Raw genomic sequence first — 18,832 nt, forward strand, 5'->3', positions numbered from 1 at the left:
GACATATTAACGAGAGGGGATACTCATGGGCGACGCAATCAAGCACTGCTTTGCAAATCTGACCAATTTTGATGGGCACGATAACCGACCAACCTTTTGGTGGTGGGTGCTATTCGTCTTCCTCGTGACCTTCGGCATCAGTTTTATGTCCTCTATGGTTTTTGCCTTCTCATCGATGGGCGGTGCCATCATGTCGGCTGTTGACGGCGCCAATGAGACGCAGGTTGAGGCGGAAATGCTGCAAGGTATGGCAAGCGGGATGACCACACAGGCTTGGATCGGCGCTGGTCTGTCTATCCTTGGGCTTGGCCTTATCCTGGCCGCCTTTGCGCGCAGGCTGCGTGATGCGCGTTTGCCGGTTTTGCTTGTGATTATTCCGGTGCTCACAACTGTATGGGGAGCATATGTCAGTATCAATCTCTCCACTGAAATGGGTGAGCTGATGGCCACCGGTAATGTGCAAGCGATAGAAGAGCTCACCCTTTCATCAGCAAGCGCGGGCCTCGTGACGTATGTTGGGTATTTGGTTATTCTGGTTGGCGGCCTTATCCCAACCCGGCAGGGATAATCACGAGGGGCACTAGGGTCGTGACCCAAATTGTCCGCTTTGCTTCGACACGGGAGCCGTGAGGCGCTATGGGCGCACTCAATGGCAAATAGATCCCGCAAGAGCGCATCCAATTCATCGTCAAAGCCCAATCAAGGCATGCCTTCAAAGGAGCAGATCCTTGAATTCGTGCAGACCAGCGATACCCCCGCCGGCAAGCGCGAGATTGCGCGCGCTTTTGGGCTGAAGGGGCAGGAGAAGATCACTCTCAAGCGTATCCTCAAGGATATGGCTGAAGAGGGGCTGATCGATGGTAAGAAAACCGCCTACCACCGTATGGGCGGTGTGCCCAAAGTAACGGTGCTTAGGATCGTTGAAATTGAGGATGGCGAGCCGATTGCCATCCCTGACAATTGGTCGCCCGAAGCGCCTGATAAGCCTCCGCGCCTTACGATGCGTGAGATGAAGGGGCGGGGTGGAAAGCGCCCACCCGCCTTGAAACGCGGCGATCGGGTCCTTTCTCGCACGGAAGAGACGGATGCTGGTTGGGTGGCTTACCCAATGAAGAAACTGCCCCCTCGCACCGAGGGGCTTATGGGCGTCGTCGAGATGGACGGCACTGGCAAGCCGTGGCTTGCGCCGGTCGACAAACGCGTTCGCAATTCGGCTAAGATCGTAGACTTGGGCGAGGCAGAGGAAGGCCAACTTGTTATCGCTGAACGCGCAGGGCGCTCTGAGCGGGCAGGCGTCAAAGTGGTTGAAGTGGTCGGAGACCCGCTTGCGCCCAAGAGCTTTAGCCTTATCGCAATTGCCAAACACGGCATCCCCCATGTCTTTCCAGAGGGCGTCCACGAAGAAGCTGTTCGCGCGGCGGACTTGCGCCTTTCCGAAGAAAACCGCGAAGACCTGCGCCGTGTGCCAATCGTCGCTATAGACCCTGCTGATGCACGCGATCATGACGATGCGATCTGGGCTGAACCTGATGGGGAGGGCGGCTACAACGCGCTTATCGCCATTGCGGATGTGAGCTTTTATGTGCGGCCCGGTTCAGCGCTTGACAAAGAGGCGAGGAAACGCGGCAATTCGGTGTATTTCCCGGACCGTGTTGTTCCTATGTTGCCCGAAGTTCTTTCAGCCGATGTGTGCTCATTGCGCGAGAACGAAGACCGCGCGGCCATGGTCTGTCATGTGCATATTGACGCTAATGGATCGGTCAAAACGAAAGCCTTCACCCGCGCGATTGTGCGCATTCACCACAATATCGCCTATGAGGATGCGCAAGCGGCAGTGGATAGCGGCAAGCCGCCCGAGTATCTTCAAAACCTGTGGGGCGCATGGAAGCTGCTCGCAGCGGCGCGTGAGAAACGCGACCCGTTAGAGCTTGAATTGCCCGAGCGGCGCGTTGTGCTCAACGATGAGGGTCAGATTGCCGAAATCGCTGTTCGCGAACGCCTTGATGCGCACCGCGTGGTTGAGGACTTTATGATCGCGGCCAATGTTGCTGCGGCCAAAGCGCTAGAGGCGAAGAACGCGCCAGTTGTCTATCGCAATCACGAGGTTCCGGCGCGCGAGAAGATGATTGCTCTTCGCGATTATATGGCAACGCTGGGCAAGAAACTCGCGCTTGGTCAGGTTGTTACGCCTGGTCTTTTCAACCGCCTTCTCAAAGGTGTTGAGGATGAGGCCGAAAAAGCGCAGCTCATGGAGCAAGTGCTGCGCACTCAAACGCAGGCTTATTATGGGCCTGCAAACACCGGGCACTTTGGCTTGGCGCTTGGCTCTTATGCGCATTTCACCTCGCCTATTCGGCGCTATTCCGACTTGCTTGTGCACCGGGCTCTTGTCGATGGGTATAGGCTTGAACAGCCCAAACCGCCCGGATCACTCCCTGACACCAGTGGCCTCTCCGACAAGGACCGCGCCAATATCAAAGAAGTGTGCGACGCGATCAGCCAGACCGAACGCCGCGCGATGGAGGCAGAACGCGACACCATTGACCGCTATGTTGCTGCATGGCTTTCAGGCAAAGTCGGGCAGCAATTCGAAACCCGCATCACCGGGGTTCAGGGTTTTGGCTTCTTCGCAACGATCCTTGGTCTTGGCGGTGATGGCCTTGTGCCTGTTTCCATCCTTGGCGCTGAGCACTTCCGATATGAGGAAGCCGCGCAGGCTCTCGTGGGCGAGGATACTGGCACGACTTATAAAGCCGGTGATCATCTGAAGCTTCAACTCGCCGAAGCCAACGCTTTAACAGGTGCCCTCAAATTTGCCCCGCTCGATTCCGATGGCAATGTCATTGAACCGCGCGGTAACAGGCCGCCGCCGCGATACAAACGGCCCGGTGGCGGCAAAAAAGGCAAGTTTCAAACTGGCAAACGCGGTCGTCCCGGCAATATCCGCCATCAAGGCAGGCGTAAGAAATAAGCCATTTGCGCTAGACCTCGTGGTCGCTGTTCTTCTCATCGTAGTCGGGCGGGATCACATAAAGCGGGCAGTCAAGCGACGCGGCTTTCTCTGCGAAGTGGGTGACCAATGGCCCGGGGGAGCTTCCTTTGCCAGCTCCCAAGACGAGCGCGGCGACCTCTTTGTGACCCGCTAGAAATTCGGTCACCAGCTTTGGACCGTTGCCAATCTTGACTGAGATCGTGGGGAGTACGCCGCTTTCGGCAAGCAAATTCCCCGCCACGCCATGAGCCAGCATTTCTGCCCGATCACGCGCCTCTTGTTCGATCGTTGCCTGGACCCCGCCAAAAGCGCTTACGCTTTGTTGAGCGACCAATGCGAGCAAATGCACCGCCCCTCCCACAGCGACCGCTCGCCGTGCGGCATAGCGCAAAGCGGCCCGCGCCTCGTCGCTTTCATCGATAATGACCAGAAATGTGCGCATGAACGACCCTTCGCCCGCCTCTCATTGGTGCTTGGTATTCCGCCAAACGCGTCAATTTGCAAGGTCGAGCACTTTTCGCGCAGCCTCACACCCTGCACACGTATGCAAAGTGGCATCAGGCACTTGCCCAAGGCCCAGCCAAGCCGTACCGGAAAGCAGGACGTTTGCACAAAACCGATGGGGATCATCAAAGCCGATGGCGATTGAACTCAAAATGCCTGCCCTTTCTCCGACCATGGAGGAGGGGATCCTTGCGCGCTGGCTTGTCAAAGTGGGCGATGAAATCACTTCCGGTGACATTATGGCCGAGATCGAAACCGATAAAGCCACGATGGAATTCGAAGCGGTTGATGAAGGCACTCTGGCTGCGATCCTGATCGAAGAGGGTACAGAGAATGTGTCGGTCGGCACGGTCATTGCGATGCTTGCCGAGGAAGGTGAGGATGTGGGCGATGTGAGCGCGCCGTCTGCGGCATCTTCACCAGCACCTGAGTCATCGCCGGCACCTGAACCTGCCAAAGCACCCGGTGCCGATCCTGCCCCTACTGCCAGTACTGCGGACTCCCCGAAAGCGAGCCCTCTTGCGCGCCGGATTGCGGCCAATGAAGGTGTAGACCTTTCAGGCGTCGAAGGTTCGGGTCCTAAGGGTCGCATCGTCAAAGCCGATGTGGAAGCAGCAAGCGGAGGCAATGCAAGTGTGCCGGTTCGTTCAGGCGACCGCGTTATTGCATCACCGCTCGCGAAAAAGCTTGCAGGCGACAAAGGCATCGAGCTCGCCGACGTGTCAGGTACCGGCCCCGGCGGCCGTATCATCAAGAGCGATGTTGATAATTATGTACCCGCCGCTGCACCATCACCTGCGCCAAGCGAAGCTCCCAAGACCGCCACTCAGGTGCCTGAATTCGGCGCGCCTTTCGAGGAAGAGAAGCTCTCCAACGTGCGCAAAGTCATCGCGCGCCGCCTTACCGAGAGCAAGCAGACCGTTCCGCACTACTATCTCACCATGGATATCGTGCTCGATCCGCTCCTCAAACTGCGCAGTGAGCTCAACACAGCGCTAGAGGCAGACGGTGTGAAGCTTTCGGTCAACGACCTCCTCATCAAAGCGCTCGCCAAGGCGCTCATCCGCACGCCGCATTGCAACGTCAGCTATCACGGCGACACCATGCGCAAATACACACGCGCCGATATCTCGGTGGCGGTTGCGGCACCCTCGGGCTTGATTACTCCGGTCATCACCGAGGCGGACACCAAGCCACTCGCGCAGATTTCAGCTGAGATGAAAACGCTTGCAGGCAAAGCGCGTGATGGAAAGCTGCAGCCGCATGAATATCAGGGGGGTACGGCCAGCCTGTCAAACCTTGGCATGTTCGGGATCAAGCAGTTCGACGCTGTCATCAACCCGCCCCAAGGCATGATCCTGGCAGTCGGGGCAGGGCAGAAAGTGCCTTATGTAATCGACGGCGAGATCAAGCCTGCGACCGTCCTCCACGCCAGCGGCAGCTTTGACCATAGGGCGATTGACGGGGCCGAAGGGGCTCAGCTGATGGAAGCGCTCAAGAGCCTGATCGAAAACCCGATGGGGTTGGTTGTTTGAGGTTGGACTGTAGGGGGCTCATGTGAAGCTATTCGGCTTAATCGCGGCTATTTTGGTCACCGTGGCGGCGTGTTCAGAGGCGCCCGATACCCAAGAGCCTGAGGCACTCAGTACAGAAGTGCAACAGAGCGCGGCTGAGCCTGAGTCCCAGACTGAATCTGCAAGGCCCTCGGATGAGAAATCGCCTCAAATCAAACCGGTGCCGGTGCGCATTGGGTTGGATGGGCCTGATTTGGACGCTTGTGGCGGCTATGGGCAGGTCACTGGTTTGAACCCGCAAGGGGATAACTTCCTCTCTGTGCGCAGCGCTCCCAATGTCGAGGCCGAAGTGTTGGATCGCTTACCACAGGGGGCGGGTGTCTCAATGTGCGACTACGCTGATGGCTGGGTTGGTATCGTCTATCAGGCGCAAGGGATCGATGACCCTGATTGCGAAACGGGCTCCCCTGCACCCACAGTGGCCGACTACGCCGGGCCGTGTCGCTCTGGTTGGGTCAGCGAACGCTTCGTTGAACTGATCGCGGGGTAGGGGGTGCAAGCGGTCAATTGGCCCGGCATTGTGCTGAAATCGGTCGTTGTTGCCGTTTGTGCAGGGCTAGTGGCTTGGGGCTATGCTCTGACCTATGCGATTGTGCTTTTCGACGGTTGGAGTGGACACACTTTTCCGATCACCGCGCTTTCAGCATGTTTGATTGGCAGTTTCACAATAGGATTGCCGGTGGCACTTTTGACCTTGTGGCTATCCAAGGACCACCTAGTCCAATCGCCCACCACGCTTTGTCTGATTGTGGTCTTGTCAGGTGTCATGATGACCCTCGCGAGCTACGCGATTGGGGCCAGGGACGCAGCCATCGGATGGGGTATCCCTGCATTTCTGGCCGCGATCACTTATGGCGTGCTTGGCTGGTTTTGGATTTTGAAGCCTATGCAGGGGAAAGGTGATCGAGCATGACCGGGCCCTTTCCTACGCATGCCAAAAAATGCTTTGAGGGGGCGATGACATCGTGCCTTCTTTTTTCGAAATCACACGCAAAATGGCAAGCTGATGGGAGCGCAGATTTTCTGCCCCAGGACAGTGTGCCAAGTGTGCCAAACTACGAGACAAACAAGAAGGTTATCTAAGCAATGTCAGCAAGTTATGACGTAATCGTGTTGGGTTCAGGACCTGGTGGCTATGTGGCTGCGATCCGGTGCGCACAGCTTGGCCTTAAAACTGCCATCGTGGAGCGTGAGCTGCTTGGCGGGATCTGTCTCAACTGGGGCTGTATCCCCACCAAAGCGATGCTGCGTTCAGCCGAAGTCTTCCACCAGATGCAGCATGCTAGCGATTACGGACTGACGGTCGCAGGCGAGATTGAAGCTGACTTGGCGGCGATTGTGAAGCGGTCACGCGGCGTTGCAAAACAGCTCAATCAGGGCGTCACGCATCTGATGAAGAAGAACAAGATCACCGTTCACATGGGGGAGGGCTCACTGACCGGCCCGACCACTTTGACGGTGACAAGCGATAAGGGCTCAGAAGAGCTGAGCGCCAAACACATCATCGTTGCCACCGGTGCGCGGGCCCGTGACCTTCCCTTTGCGCCAGCAGATGGAAAGCGCGTTTGGACCTACCGCCATGCGATGACGCCGCCTGAAAAGCCAACCAAGCTGCTCGTGATTGGCTCAGGCGCAATTGGGATCGAGTTTGCAAGCTTTTACAATGACATCGGCGTTGATGTGACGGTCGTTGAGATGCTCGACCGGATTGTGCCGGTGGAAGACGCGGATGTCTCGACCTTCCTTGAAAAGAGCCTGTCAAAACAAGGCATCACAATCATGACCGGGGCAGGGGTCGAAGACCTGAAGGTGGGCGACAAAGGCGTAACGGCTACGATCAAAGACAAAGCTGGCATAGCCGAAACCACTGAGTTCAGTCACGTCATCACGGCTATCGGTATCGTACCCAATACAGAAGACATCGGTGTCGACGCATTGGCGGACATGGACCGTGGGTTCATCCAGATCGACCCCTATGGTCGCACGAAATCGGCGGGACTGTGGGCGATTGGCGATTGCACACCGGGCCCATGGCTGGCCCACAAAGCAAGCCACGAGGGCGTCACCGCGGCTGAAGCTATCGCACAGGAGCTTGGCAATACCGAGGTGCATCCGCACGCGCTCGACCGATCAAGCATACCGGGCTGCACCTATTGCCATCCACAAGTCGCCAGCGTCGGCATGACCGAGGCGGCGGCAAAGGATGCTGGTTACGAGCTCAAAGTCGGCAATTTCCCCTTCATCGGCAATGGCAAGGCGATTGCTCTGGGCGAGGCAGAAGGCTTCATCAAAACCGTCTTCGATGCGAAAACCGGGGAGCTATTGGGCGCGCATATGGTGGGGGCTGAAGTCACTGAGCTCATCCAAGGCTACACCGTGGGTAAGACACTCGAGACGACCGAGGCCGAACTGATGCAAACCGTGTTTGCACACCCTACGCTTTCAGAGATGATGCATGAGAGCGTTCTCGATGCCTATGGCAAGGCGCTTCATATTTAGAAGGGAGGTAAGTGGCGGACAGTCAGGGATTCGAACCCTGGAAGGGCTTGCACCCTTGCTGGTTTTCAAGACCAGTGCATTCAACCACTCTGCCAACTGTCCGCGGTCGGGAAGCTCGCTAGCGATGTGCGAGCGGCTTGTCACTACTGTATAGTGCGATAGAGTGAAAAAATGGCAAAAGGCACACATGATTTCGCCCCCGACCCGCGAAATGAAACCATCCTGATCAATGTAAATGGCACTCTGGTACCTCGCGCTGAGGCGAGCGTGTCGGTCTTTGATAGCGGATTTATGCTGGGTGACGGTGTGTGGGAGGGCCTTCGTCTTCATCGCGGCAGGGTCGCCTTCCTCGATGCGCATATGGACCGCCTTTATGAGGGAGCCAAAGCCATTGCGATGGACATCGGCCTTACTCGCGAAGAGCTAGCAGCGCGGATTGATGCGACGATTGATGGCAACACGATGCGGGCAGAGGAGGGCGTGCACATCCGCCTCATGGTCACGCGAGGAATCCGCTCAACGCCTTATCAGGACCCGCGCGTGGTCATCTCGCCTGCGACCATCGTGATCATCCCGGAGTATAAAACACCTCTACCCTCGACGATTGAAACAGGCATTCGTCTCTTCACAGTCCACGTGCGGCGTGGGGACCCTGCGGTGCAGGATCAAAAGCTCAATTCGCACTCTAAACTCAATTGCATTACTGCTTGCATCCAGGCGAGCGAGGCTGGCGCGGATGAGGCCTTGATGCTTGACCCCCATGGCTTTGTCGCGACGTGCAACTCCACTCACTTCTTTATCGTGCGCAAGGGCGAGGTTTGGACGTCCAGCGGGGACTACTGCCTTGGCGGGATCACCCGCAGCAATGTCATCCAAGTGTGCCGCGAGGCCGCAATTCCGGTGTTCGAGAAGAACTTCTCTCTTACCGATGTCTACGGCGCGGAAGAGGCGTTTGTGACGGGAACCTTCGCCGGCGTTGTCCCGGTGACCAATATTGACGGACGTGCAATGACCTCTGCTCGCGGCCCCATGGTTGAACGCCTCCAAGGCCTTTACCGTGAGCTGATGGAGCGGGACGTCGGATGAGCGATACGCCGACCGCAATCAGGATCGCCATGTGGTCCGGCCCCCGCAACATCTCGACCGCAATGATGCGCAGCTTTGGTGCACGGCCCGATTGTGCGGTGAGTGATGAGCCCTTCTATGGGGCGTTTCTCAAAGAGACGGGCGAGCCGCATCCGCTGGCGTCGGAGACCATCGCCGATATGGATTGTGATTGGGCCAGCGTGTTGGATACCCAGTCTGGCGCAGTCCCAGCAGATCGGCCCATCTGGTATCAAAAACACATGCCCCACCATATGGTGGGGCCGGTTTCTATTGCCGATATGCCAAAGCACACCCACGCTTTCCTGATCCGCGCGCCGGAACGTGTGGTCGCCAGCTACCGTGCGAAGAACGAGTTGCGTTCTGCCGAAATGCTAGGTTTTGCTCAGCTGCGACAGTATTTTGAGATTGAGGCTGAGCGCTCGGGAAAAGCCCCGGCGGTCATCGATTCCGATATGATACTGTCCAATCCTGCAAACGCGCTTGAGGCACTATGTGATCGCTTGGCAATTCCATGGGACACCGCCATGTTGTCTTGGGCGAAAGGGCCGCATTCCGACGACGGTATTTGGGGGGCTCACTGGTATGACAAGGTCAATGCCTCGACCGGCTTTGGCTCAGTGCCGGGCCCATTGCCCACGCTTGTCGGAGACTACTTAAAAACTGCGGATGCGTGCCGCGATGACTATGAGTTTATGCTAAACCATGCCATTATGCTGTAACGCATGGCCCTTGGTCATGAACCATTAAACCCCGCCCCAACATGGTATTGCTATGATGTTTCGAAAAGTTGCTTCATTCGCCTTTGTAGCCGCTGCTACTCTCAGTGTGGGAGCGTTCACACAAATTGTTCCTGCAAGCCCTGCAAATGCGCAAGTGGCCGCGCGAGATGGGATCGCTTTTGATGCCTATATTGAGCGTATCAAAGCCAAGGCGAGAGCAGAGGGCGTTTCTGAACGCACTATTCAGCGGATGACCTCAGGCCTGACGCCTAACGCTCGTGTTATCCGTCTCGACCAAGGGCAACCAGGAAGACCAACTCGGCGCGGCTATCCTGATTTAGCGCCGTACATCTCCAAACATGTGAACCCCACTCGCATCAATGGCGGGCGCAATGTGTATCGCAACAACACCGGCATCCTTAGAGCGGTCGAGCGCGACTATGGGGTCCCTGCAGAAATCATCGTTGCGATCTTTGGACATGAGACGAGCTATGGGCGTATCCGTGGCAATTTTGATCTCTCTCGCAGCCTTGCAACGCTTGCGTGGGAAGGGCGCAGGCGGGAGCTTTTTGAGGGGGAATGGATTGCTCTTATGAAAGTCGCTGACCGTGGCTTTGCTCGCTCTGAGCTTGTTGGCAGTTACGCAGGCGCTTTTGGCAATCCGCAGTTTCTGCCTTCTGTATACCTTCGGCTTGCGACAGACGGAGACGGCGATGGCCGCGCCAATATTTTCACTAATCGCGCCGATACATTTGCCTCGATTGCAAACTACTTTCGAGACGCAGGCTGGCGCACGGGCCAACCTTGGGGCGTTCGCGCGTACGTGCCTTCTGGCTTTAATGTGGACGCCTACAAAACCAAACTTGTCTCACCGGTCTGTTCGCGGGTTCATGAACGACACAGCCAATGGAAAACCGTTGCAGAATGGCGTGCGCTTGGGATTCAACCTCAGCGATCACTGCCGGACGATACGCTGACATCGCTTTTTCAGCCCGATGGTCCTGGTAAACCCGCTTGGCTCCTTACCGGCAATTACCGCGTGATCCTCGAGTATAATTGCTCAAACTACTACGCGATGAGTGTTGGGCTTTTGGCTGATGAAATCGTGAACTAAGCAACGCCTAGGTCTCGCTTCATCGCCGCTGAGGCGATATGGCTTCGCATGTGTTTGGCATTGGACCTTTGAACTTGGCGCGGCTTTTGAGCCTTGCAGCGACCACGGCACATCTCGTGACACCAAGCGTGGGCTCTGCCCAAGCAGCACCGCCGATCCCTGATGCAAGCGAAGTGCCCATTGCTTTGTTGGTTGATACCTCCAATGACCAAGTGCTGTTTGCGCGCGATGCGAAACGTCGGTTCGTGCCTGCTTCAATAACGAAAGTTATGACGCTTTATCACGCTTTTGAGTTGATTGATGAAGGACAGTTGGATCCCGCACAACGTTTCCAGATGGCTCCTGAAACTTGGGAAGAGTGGTATCGTCGGGGCTCAACCATGTTCATTGAGGCCGAAGACAATGTGCTGGTGGATGACCTCTTGATGGGCATTGCCAATGTCTCGGCCAATGATGGTTCGATTGCTCTTGCTGAAGGGCAAGCGGGCTCGCTTGAAGCATGGCTGACAGGCATGAATGCCCGTGCACGTGCTCTGGGCATGACCGATAGCCATTTTGGCACGCCCAATGGCTGGCCTGATGAAGGTCGCACATTTACCAATGCCTATGACCTCGTAAAGCTCGCAAGCGCGCTTACAAGCGAGCATCCAGAGCTATACAGGCGTTATGTTGGACAACCAGGCTTTCGCTATAACAACATAGCTCAGGATAACCGTGACCCGATGATCGGCCGGGTTGAGGGGGCGGATGGATTAAAGACAGGCTATACCAATGAGGCAGGTCTTGGATATCTGGGCTCTGCAAAAAGAGGGGCGCGCCGGTTAGTTGTTGTGGTCGCAGGGGCCAATCGGGTTGTCACACGCGCTGAGGCGGCAAAGGGTCTCATCGAATGGGGCTTTGGCGCATTCAGACAGGTCCAGGTGGCGTCCAACGGCCAAAGCGTAGGATATGCAAGGGTTCAGAATGGCAGTGCACGCAAAGTTGCACTGACAACGGCCAAAGCGGCCCTGATAAGTGTTCCAAATGAGCATGTTGGGGCTGTGCAGACCTCGATTGCTTATCAAGGGCCGCTCCATGCACCGATCACCGCCGGAACTGAGGTGGCGACCTTGCTGGTCAAGATACCTGGCGAAGAGCCTGCGCGTATCCCACTTATTGCTTCTGACAGTATCGAAAAGGCCGGGTTTTTCACTCGGATTTGGAACGGCATCGCCGGGTGGTTTTCATGAGTGCTGCAGCTCTCAATGGCATGTTCATCGCGCTTGAAGGCGGGGAGGGGACCGGAAAGTCCACTCAAGGTCGGATGCTCGCCGCGGCTTTACGCGAGGACTATGATTTCAACGTCATCATGACCCGTGAACCCGGAGGGACGCCTGGCGCAGAAGCCATTCGCCAATTGCTACTTGACCCTCCAGGAGAGGGCTGGGGCGCGCAGGCTGAAGCTCTTCTGTTTGCAGCAGCAAGAGCAGATCACGTCGCGCGTTTGATCAAGCCGGAATTGGCGCGCGGGTCATGGGTCATAAGCGATCGTTTTGTGGACTCTAGCCGGGCTTATCAGGGCGCAGCAGGGGGATTGGGCGATGAGGCTATCTGTGCACTGCATGGATTTGGTAGCCTGGGTATGCGTCCTGATTGCAGCGTTTTGCTGGAAGTTGATGAGACCACAAGGCTCCAACGCCTTCGAGAACGCGACGGCGATAGCAGCGATGCCATTGGTGGCCGCAGCGCCGAGTATCACAATGCTGTTGCCGCAAGTTTTCGCCAGCTTGCACAGCGCGATCCCAATGGCTTTGTGCTGATTGATGGCAATGGCTCTGCCCAAGAAGTGCACGCCCGTGTCATGCAAGCTCTTGCTTCGATGATCAAAGGCAGTCGGGCATGAACGCGACTGAGCTCCCCGCGTGGCCCAATCACAGTGAGGCTTGGCATGAGTGGCGCAGCGCATTGCAAAGCGCGCGCATGCACCATGGTTGGATTCTGGCAGGCAAAAAGGGGCTGGGTAAAAATGACTTTGCGCTTGCTGCGGCGCGCGAATTGGTTGCAGAAGATGGGGTGCCCCAACCTAAGGGTGATCACCCCGATATTCTATCCGTCACCTACGGCCCAAAGGACAAGAAGGCGCAATCCGCGCAGGAAGCGGGAAAGTCCTTTGAACTTGCACGAAGTATCCGGATTGCGCAGATTCGTGAAATGCAGCGCCGATTGACCGTCCGGCCAACGTTGGGGTCCCGGCGAGTGGTGATCATCAACCCTGCAGATGACATGGAACGCGCTTCATCCAATGCGCTTCTGAAAAGTCTTGAAGAGCCGCCCCAAGGCACTTTCTTTATTCTGGTCACTCATCGGCCCGCGCGGCTTCTGCCGACAATCCGCTCGCGCTGCCGAGTGCTGCGCTTTCCCCTGATTAATGACACCCAGCTAGAGACGATGCTGTCGGCTAGTGGAGCGGTGGGAAATCTGGACGCGGCAATACAAGCAGCAGATGGATCCTTTGGCGCAGCGCTTCAATTTGCTGAACAGGATTTGGAGCCTGTGGCTGCTCACATTGTGCGGCTGCTCACCCAAGGGGACCGCGATATGGCCGGAAGGGGAGAATTATCGCGCCTTATCGGCCCTCGTGCTGATCGAGAGCGTCTGATTGCCGTGTTCGAGCTGGCACAGTCCATTGTCAGCTCGCAGGCGCGCCAATCCGATAACTCACATCAGCGTGCTGCCCTTATCGATATCCATGGCGAACTCGTCACTCTTGCAAGCCAAGCCCCGAGCTACAATTTCGACAACGGGCTCCTCACACTTGAAATCGGCACCTTGCTCTGCCGCGCTCACGCCGCTAGCGAACGCGGCCATGCCTGAAGCAAACACCACTCCTTACTATATCACCACCGCGATCAACTATCCCAACGGCCGCCCGCACATCGGGCATGCTTATGAAGGGATCGCTGCCGATGTCATTGCCCGATTTCATCGTTTACAGGGCCGTGATGTGCGGTTCCAGACGGGGACTGACGAGCATGGCCTTAAAATGGCACGCAAAGCAGAAGAACAAGGGCGCACTCCGCGCGAGCTTGCTGATGAAATGGCGGGCTATTTCCAAGAGATGGATGCCGCACTTAACATCAGTTTTGATCGATTTATCCGAACCGTTGAACCCGATCATCACCGCGCAAGCCAAGCCATTTGGCAGCGTATGGAAGAAGCAGGTGACCTCTACCTTGACCGATACGAAGGTTGGTACTCGGTACGCGACGAGGCCTATTACGATGAAAGCGAGCTGAAAGAAGGCGAGGGGGTGAAAAGCTATCCCCGCAAGACACTCCAGTTGAATGGACCGTTGAGGAGAGCTGGTTCTTCCGCCTCTCTAAATATCAAGAGCCGCTGTTAGAGCTATTGAAAACGCCGGGCTTTCTCGAACCTGCAAGCCGACGCAACGAAATGATTGCGTTTGTTGAGGGCGGCCTACGCGATCTCTCGGTCAGTCGCACAAGTTTCGACTGGGGGGTAAAGGTTCCTGCATCCGACAATCACGTCATGTATGTGTGGGTCGATGCGCTTACCAACTATCTCACGGGATTAGGCTTTCCGGATGAGACCAAGAACATGGCGAAATTCTGGCCCGCAGACTTGCATTTGATCGGGAAGGACATTGTCCGTTTCCACACGGTCTATTGGCCCGCTTTTCTGATGAGCGCAAAGCTGCCTCTGCCCAAAAAAGTGTTTGGGCACGGGTTCCTGCTTAACAAAGGTCAGAAGGAATCGAAGTCTCTTGGCAATGTCACAGATCCGTTAGATTTAGCCAAACAATACGGCGTCGATACCTTGCGCTATTTCCTCATGCGCGAAGTCGCATTTGGAAAGGATGGTTCGTATTCGGCAGAGGCAATCGTCGAGCGTTCCAATGGCGAACTCGGTAATGCCTTTGGAAATCTGGCTCAGCGCACGCTTGGCTTTATTGCCAAGAACTTGGACGGCCGCTTGCCTGCAATTCATGGCCACGCAGATGCAGATAATGATCTGCTTGCGATTGTGGATAAAGCGATTGCGAAGAATATCCCGCAAGCCTTTGAAGATTTGGCACTTCAACAAGCGGTCGAACAATGGTTACAGGCAGTATTTGCATGCAACGCCTATATCGATGCAGAGGCGCCTTGGGCCCTTCGCAAGACCGATCCTGAGCGGATGGAAACCGTGCTCGCGACGCTTTACATTTGTATTGGGCAATTGGCGGTGGCGATCCAGCCTGTTATACCCGAAAGTGCCGAAAAACTGCTTGATATGCTTGGTGTTTCTGCGCAGCTGCGGACCTATGAGGGCATCCGATCCCACTGGTACTCACCTCTTTGCGAAAGCGGTTTTCAGATTGAGAAGCCCACCCCGCTGTTCCCGCGGCTCGAATTGCCGGATGGGGAGGGGGCATAATGCTGGTCGATAGCCACTGCCACCTCGAGTACAAAGGCCTCGTCGAGGATCAAGCGGGTGTTCTAAGCCGCGCGCGCGAGGCAGGGGTGGGGGCGTTTCTTAACATTTCGACCAAACAATCTGAATGGAAACAGGTTGTCGCCACAGCCAACCGCGAGAATGATGTCTTTGCAAGCGTAGGCATTCATCCGCACGAGGCCGATGGACACGAAGATTTAGGACGCGCAGTATTGCGGGAAGCAACCGAAAACCCGCGGGTAATCGGCATTGGCGAAACCGGCCTCGACTATTTCTACGAATATTCTGACCGCGAGGTTCAGGCAAAGCTCTTTCGCATGCATATCGATGTTGCGCGCGAGACGGGGCTTCCGGTGATTATTCATACGCGCGATGCAGAGGATGACACTTTCGAAATCCTTGCAGAAGAGATGGAAAAGGGAGCGTTTCCGGCGCTGATCCATTGCTTCACAGCTTCGGCAGATTTTGGCCAAAAGGTTCTTGATCTTGGTCTCACTATCTCTCTTTCAGGGATTGTAACTTTCAAGAATGCCAAAGCATTGCAAGCGGTAGCTATGGAAGTGCCTGAAGATCGTCTCTTGGTTGAAACAGACAGCCCGTTTCTCGCGCCAGTGCCGCACCGCGGGAAATCATGCGAGCCGGCATTTGTCGCCGATACGGCACGATTTGTGGCGCAATTGCGCGGCACGGATGCACAGACCTTAGCGGAACAAACCACACGCAATTTCACAAAGCTGTTCTCAAAGGCGGGCTTATGAAGGTCATAATGCTCGGGTCTGGCACGTCGACCGGTGTGCCGCGCGTGGGCGGAGCAGATGGGACGGGTGACTGGGGCGCATGCGACCCCAATGAGCCACGCAACCGGCGCTCGCGCGTTTCGATTGCGATTGAAAGCGATGATGGCTCGCGCATTCTTATTGATACAAGCTCTGACTGTAGAGCGCAGCTCTTAGCCAATAAGATCAATCATTTGGATGCCGTCTTTTGGACGCATGATCACGCCGATCACTGCCATGGTATCGATGACCTTCGCGTTCTTCGATATGGGCGGGGTGGACCTATTCCAAGTTATGCCCATACCGAAACGGTTCGCCGCCTAAGACAGCGGTTTGGTTATGTCTTTGCAGGCCAAGAAGGTTATCCAACCATGTGCACCATAGAGACGCTTGACCGGCTGCGGATGGTTGCCGGTTTTGGGGTAGAATGGTGCCAGATGGAGCATGGTCCCGGTGAAACAACCGGGTATCGCTTTGAAGCAGATGGCAAGTCGATCGCATATACAACTGATTTTTCGGCAATTTCTGATGAGATGATCGACCTTTGTGAAGACGTCGATATTCTTGTGAGTGATTGCCTCCGGCGCGATCCTCATCCAACGCATGCGCATTTGGCAATGGCAATCGAGCTTGCTGAACGATCTAATGCCAAGAGATTGGTTCTCAGCCATCTCGACAAAAGCATGGATTATCGGACATTATGCGATGAAGTTCCGGATTTTGTGACGGTTGGCTACGACGGATTGGAAATGGTGGCATGAACGAGGGCGCGATTATCTCGATCGTTGCGATGGTGGGTTGGCTCATTTTGATGGGCAGCGCTATGGCGAGCTTTAAGCTTGGCTGGGGAAAGATGGTGCAATTGGCGCTGATCTGGTTGGCCATTTTTGTCGGGCTTTTCCTAATCGCAGATTTGTTGGGGGCGAGCCTGCCGACATAAGTGGCCTCGCATCGGCCTATATTTAACATAATATATATTATCATTCTCAAGATACTGGCGCAAGGCAACCAAAGTGGCAACTTCTAAAAGCCCCTCTCAGATGGAGCGCTTACTCAAAATCATGGCTCGTTTGCGCGACCCTGAGCATGGCTGTGAATGGGACACCGCGCAAACCTTCAAAACAATCGCGCCATATACCATCGAAGAAGCATATGAGGTCGCCGACGCAATTGATCGCGGCGACATGGCAGACCTGCGATCAGAGCTTGGTGACCTTCTCTTCCAAGTCGTGTTTCACTCTCAAATGGCGGATGAAGAAGGACATTTCACGTTCGAGGATGTCGTGCGCTCGATCAGTGACAAGATGGAAAGCCGCCACCCGCATATCTTTGGCGACGAAGGTGGCTCTATGACGCCTGCACGTTGGGAAGACATGAAGGCGGCGGAACGCCAGAAATCTGGTGAGACCAGCGCGCTTGATGGCGTGGCAAAATCATTGCCGGCGCTGATGAGGTCAGAGAAACTTCAAAAACGCGCCGCAAGGGTTGGTTTTGAATGGGATGATCTCAACGGCCCAAAGGCCAAACTTGCCGAAGAACTTCAAGAACTGGACGAGGCAAGCGACGATGAAAGGCTGATGGAGGCCGGAGATGTTTTGTTTGTCGCGGTCAATATTGTGCGACGCTACGGCGTCGATCCCGAAGAAGCGCTTCGCGCATCGAACGCAAAGTTTGAGAAGCGGTTTCACGCAATGGAAGCTTTGGCAAAAAGCGAAGCACACGAGTTCGCTGAGCTTTCCCTCGAAGCTCAGGAGGAATATTGGCAGCGCGTGAAAGCCTCTGAAAAATAGCGATTTTCGGCGTTAAAGCGTTGAGTATTGACCCAATTCCTTCGGGTTCAATCGAACCGTTAAACGTCGCAAGGGGCCCTCATCCCCTTCCCCAGCTTCCTCGTTTGCTATCACCTCGCCATGGGCATGCAGCCACGCAATGCGTTTGCCATCAGAGGCAGGAAGCGTCACTGTCACCTCGCTTGCGCCCTGTGTAAGCATAGCGGCAATCTGGTCTTCGAAAGCATCAAGGCCCAGCCCCTGTGCGGCAGAAACAAGAACCGCATCGTGCCCCGCGGCCGTTTCGCTAAGTTCCGCAATCCGCTCTTTGGGTAAAAGATCGGCCTTGTTCCAAACCTCAAGGATTGGAATGTCGCTGTGACCCGTTTCAGCGTCCACAACGCCAAGGTCTGCCAGCACCTCCATCACCTGTTTCTTTTGTGCAGCATGCGCGGGATTGGCCATGTCGCGGACATGGCAAATGATGTCGGCCGCAGTGACCTCTTCAAGGGTCGCACGAAACGCTGCCACCAGTTGGGTCGGGAGATCCGAGATGAAGCCAACGGTGTCAGACAAGATCGCTTTTTCGACACCTGGCAGGCTGATGGCCCGCATGGTTGGGTCGAGCGTTGCGAACAGTAGGTCTTCGGCCATAACCTGTGCGCCCGTTAGGTGATTGAAGAGAGTGGATTTTCCGGCATTGGTGTATCCCACTAAGGCAATTACCGGCCAGGGCGCCCTTCCCCGCCGCGCACGGTGCAATTGACGCGTTTTTCGAACCTGCTCAAGCTCGCGCCGTAAGCGACCCATCCGTTGACGGATCATGCGGCGGTCAGCCTCGATCTGAGTTTCGCCCGGGCCACCAAGGAAGCCAAATCCACCTCGTTGCCGCTCAAGGTGGGTCCATGAGCGGACAAGACGGCTTTGCTGATAATCGAGGTGAGCCAGTTCCACCTGCAGACGTCCCTCAGCAGTAGCCGCTCGCTCCCCGAAGATTTCCAGGATTAATCCCGTGCGATCAATGACTTTGCGCCCGAGTTTGTCTTCGAGATTACGTTGCTGAATGGGTGTCAGCGCGCCATCGACAATGACGAGCTCGCATTCATACTGCTCGCACCACGTGCTGATATTGGTGACTTGGCCTGAACCAAAAAGCGTGTTTGGTTGCATCTGGCGCACGGGCAAGATGGCTGTGTGCGCGATGATCACGCCAATGGCGAGCGCCAAGCCTTCCGCCTCTGCAAGCCTCTCTTTTGAATCAAGGTCATAAGAGAAGGTCTTGATATCCGGACACAGCACAAGGCAGCGCGCACCGCGCGTTACCTCTTCCATCAAGGTGTCATC

General features: G+C 55.9%; 19 protein-coding genes, 1 tRNA gene and 1 pseudogene. 17 read left to right on the plus strand and 4 right to left on the minus strand.

What is annotated here, in order from left to right; genetic code table 11:
- Nucleotides 1–25 precede the first annotated feature (25 nt).
- Together AC0V61_RS15305 and AC0V61_RS15310 are read left to right on the plus strand one after the other, a co-directional pair.
- Nucleotides 26–568: a DUF805 domain-containing protein gene (locus AC0V61_RS15305; protein ID WP_486158935.1), complete on the plus strand. Its 543-nt coding sequence runs from the start codon at nt 26–28 to the stop codon at nt 566–568.
- Between the two features lie 81 nt (nt 569–649).
- Nucleotides 650–2,971, plus strand: coding sequence for a ribonuclease R family protein (locus AC0V61_RS15310; protein ID WP_486158937.1), 2,322 nt, complete (start codon nt 650–652; stop codon nt 2,969–2,971).
- 10 nt (nt 2,972–2,981) lie between these two features.
- Here the strand turns inward: AC0V61_RS15310 and AC0V61_RS15315 are convergent, their stop codons facing one another.
- The gene (locus tag AC0V61_RS15315) at nt 2,982–3,434 is read right to left on the minus strand and encodes a universal stress protein (protein ID WP_486158939.1); all 453 of its coding nucleotides are present in this window, start codon (nt 3,432–3,434) and stop codon (nt 2,982–2,984) included.
- Nucleotides 3,435–3,485: 51 nt separating this feature from the next.
- Nucleotides 3,486–3,647, minus strand: a complete 162-nt coding sequence (locus AC0V61_RS15320; RefSeq protein WP_486158941.1) for a hypothetical protein — start codon at nt 3,645–3,647, stop codon at nt 3,486–3,488.
- On the opposite strand from AC0V61_RS15320, the gene AC0V61_RS15325 reads away from it, so the two are divergent.
- The 4 genes from AC0V61_RS15325 (at nt 3,631) to lpdA (ending at nt 7,569) form a co-directional block, all read left to right on the plus strand.
- Nucleotides 3,631–5,031 (plus strand): 2-oxo acid dehydrogenase subunit E2, encoded by a 1,401-nt coding sequence (locus tag AC0V61_RS15325; RefSeq protein WP_486158943.1) that lies wholly within the window; start codon nt 3,631–3,633, stop codon nt 5,029–5,031. The genes AC0V61_RS15320 and AC0V61_RS15325 overlap by 17 nt on opposite strands.
- Nucleotides 5,032–5,053: 22 nt before the next feature.
- Entirely contained in the window at nt 5,054–5,560 is a 507-nt protein-coding gene (locus AC0V61_RS15330; protein WP_486158944.1) for a hypothetical protein, read from the plus strand.
- A gap of 3 nt (nt 5,561–5,563) precedes the next feature.
- Nucleotides 5,564–5,983 (plus strand): hypothetical protein, encoded by a 420-nt coding sequence (locus AC0V61_RS15335; protein ID WP_486158946.1) that lies wholly within the window; start codon nt 5,564–5,566, stop codon nt 5,981–5,983.
- A gap of 173 nt (nt 5,984–6,156) precedes the next feature.
- Nucleotides 6,157–7,569, plus strand: coding sequence for a dihydrolipoyl dehydrogenase (lpdA, locus tag AC0V61_RS15340; RefSeq protein WP_486158948.1), 1,413 nt, complete (start codon nt 6,157–6,159; stop codon nt 7,567–7,569).
- A 12-nt stretch (nt 7,570–7,581) separates the two neighbouring features.
- On the opposite strand, the gene AC0V61_RS15345 is transcribed toward lpdA, so the two are convergent.
- Nucleotides 7,582–7,671 (minus strand) — tRNA-Ser (locus tag AC0V61_RS15345).
- A gap of 69 nt (nt 7,672–7,740) precedes the next feature.
- Here AC0V61_RS15345 and AC0V61_RS15350 point away from each other — a divergent pair.
- The 11 genes and pseudogenes from AC0V61_RS15350 to mazG all read left to right on the plus strand — a co-directional run bounded on the left by AC0V61_RS15350 (nt 7,741) and on the right by mazG (nt 17,509).
- On the plus strand, nt 7,741–8,655 hold the full coding sequence (locus AC0V61_RS15350; protein WP_486158950.1) for an aminotransferase class IV: 915 nt from the start codon (nt 7,741–7,743) through the stop codon (nt 8,653–8,655).
- Nucleotides 8,652–9,395 carry a sulfotransferase-like domain-containing protein gene (locus tag AC0V61_RS15355; RefSeq protein ID WP_486158952.1) on the plus strand — a complete coding sequence of 248 codons (744 nt, stop codon included), beginning with the start codon at nt 8,652–8,654 and terminating at the stop codon, nt 9,393–9,395. The genes AC0V61_RS15350 and AC0V61_RS15355 overlap by 4 nt, the downstream gene beginning before the upstream one ends.
- 55 nt (nt 9,396–9,450) lie before the next feature.
- Nucleotides 9,451–10,509, plus strand: a complete 1,059-nt coding sequence (locus AC0V61_RS15360; RefSeq protein ID WP_486159596.1) for a lytic murein transglycosylase — start codon at nt 9,451–9,453, stop codon at nt 10,507–10,509.
- 38 nt (nt 10,510–10,547) lie between these two features.
- Nucleotides 10,548–11,738, plus strand: a complete 1,191-nt coding sequence (locus AC0V61_RS15365; RefSeq protein WP_486158954.1) for a D-alanyl-D-alanine carboxypeptidase family protein — start codon at nt 10,548–10,550, stop codon at nt 11,736–11,738.
- Nucleotides 11,735–12,391: a dTMP kinase gene (gene tmk, locus AC0V61_RS15370; RefSeq protein ID WP_486158955.1), complete on the plus strand. Its 657-nt coding sequence runs from the start codon at nt 11,735–11,737 to the stop codon at nt 12,389–12,391. Before AC0V61_RS15365 ends, tmk begins: the two co-directional genes overlap by 4 nt.
- Nucleotides 12,388–13,362 carry a DNA polymerase III subunit delta' gene (locus tag AC0V61_RS15375; RefSeq protein WP_486158956.1) on the plus strand — a complete coding sequence of 325 codons (975 nt, stop codon included), beginning with the start codon at nt 12,388–12,390 and terminating at the stop codon, nt 13,360–13,362. Before tmk ends, AC0V61_RS15375 begins: the two co-directional genes overlap by 4 nt.
- A pseudogene (gene metG / locus AC0V61_RS15380) lies at nt 13,355–14,925 on the plus strand (methionine--tRNA ligase). Before AC0V61_RS15375 ends, metG begins: the two are co-directional and overlap by 8 nt.
- Entirely contained in the window at nt 14,925–15,701 is a 777-nt protein-coding gene (locus AC0V61_RS15385) for a TatD family hydrolase (RefSeq protein WP_486158957.1), read from the plus strand. The pseudogene metG and the gene AC0V61_RS15385 overlap by 1 nt, the downstream one beginning before the upstream one ends.
- Nucleotides 15,698–16,480, plus strand: a complete 783-nt coding sequence (locus tag AC0V61_RS15390) for an MBL fold metallo-hydrolase (protein ID WP_486158959.1) — start codon at nt 15,698–15,700, stop codon at nt 16,478–16,480. Before AC0V61_RS15385 ends, AC0V61_RS15390 begins: the two co-directional genes overlap by 4 nt.
- On the plus strand, nt 16,477–16,659 hold the full coding sequence (locus tag AC0V61_RS15395) for a hypothetical protein (RefSeq protein ID WP_486158961.1): 183 nt from the start codon (nt 16,477–16,479) through the stop codon (nt 16,657–16,659). Before AC0V61_RS15390 ends, AC0V61_RS15395 begins: the two co-directional genes overlap by 4 nt.
- A 100-nt stretch (nt 16,660–16,759) precedes the next feature.
- Nucleotides 16,760–17,509 carry a nucleoside triphosphate pyrophosphohydrolase gene (gene mazG / locus AC0V61_RS15400; protein WP_486159598.1) on the plus strand — a complete coding sequence of 250 codons (750 nt, stop codon included), beginning with the start codon at nt 16,760–16,762 and terminating at the stop codon, nt 17,507–17,509.
- A 12-nt stretch (nt 17,510–17,521) separates the two neighbouring features.
- On the opposite strand, the gene hflX is transcribed toward mazG, so the two are convergent.
- Nucleotides 17,522–18,820 carry a GTPase HflX gene (gene hflX / locus AC0V61_RS15405; RefSeq protein ID WP_486158962.1) on the minus strand — a complete coding sequence of 433 codons (1,299 nt, stop codon included), beginning with the start codon at nt 18,818–18,820 and terminating at the stop codon, nt 17,522–17,524.
- Nucleotides 18,821–18,832 lie beyond the last annotated feature (12 nt).

Source organism: Erythrobacter sp. JB1-4 (assembly GCF_057365025.1).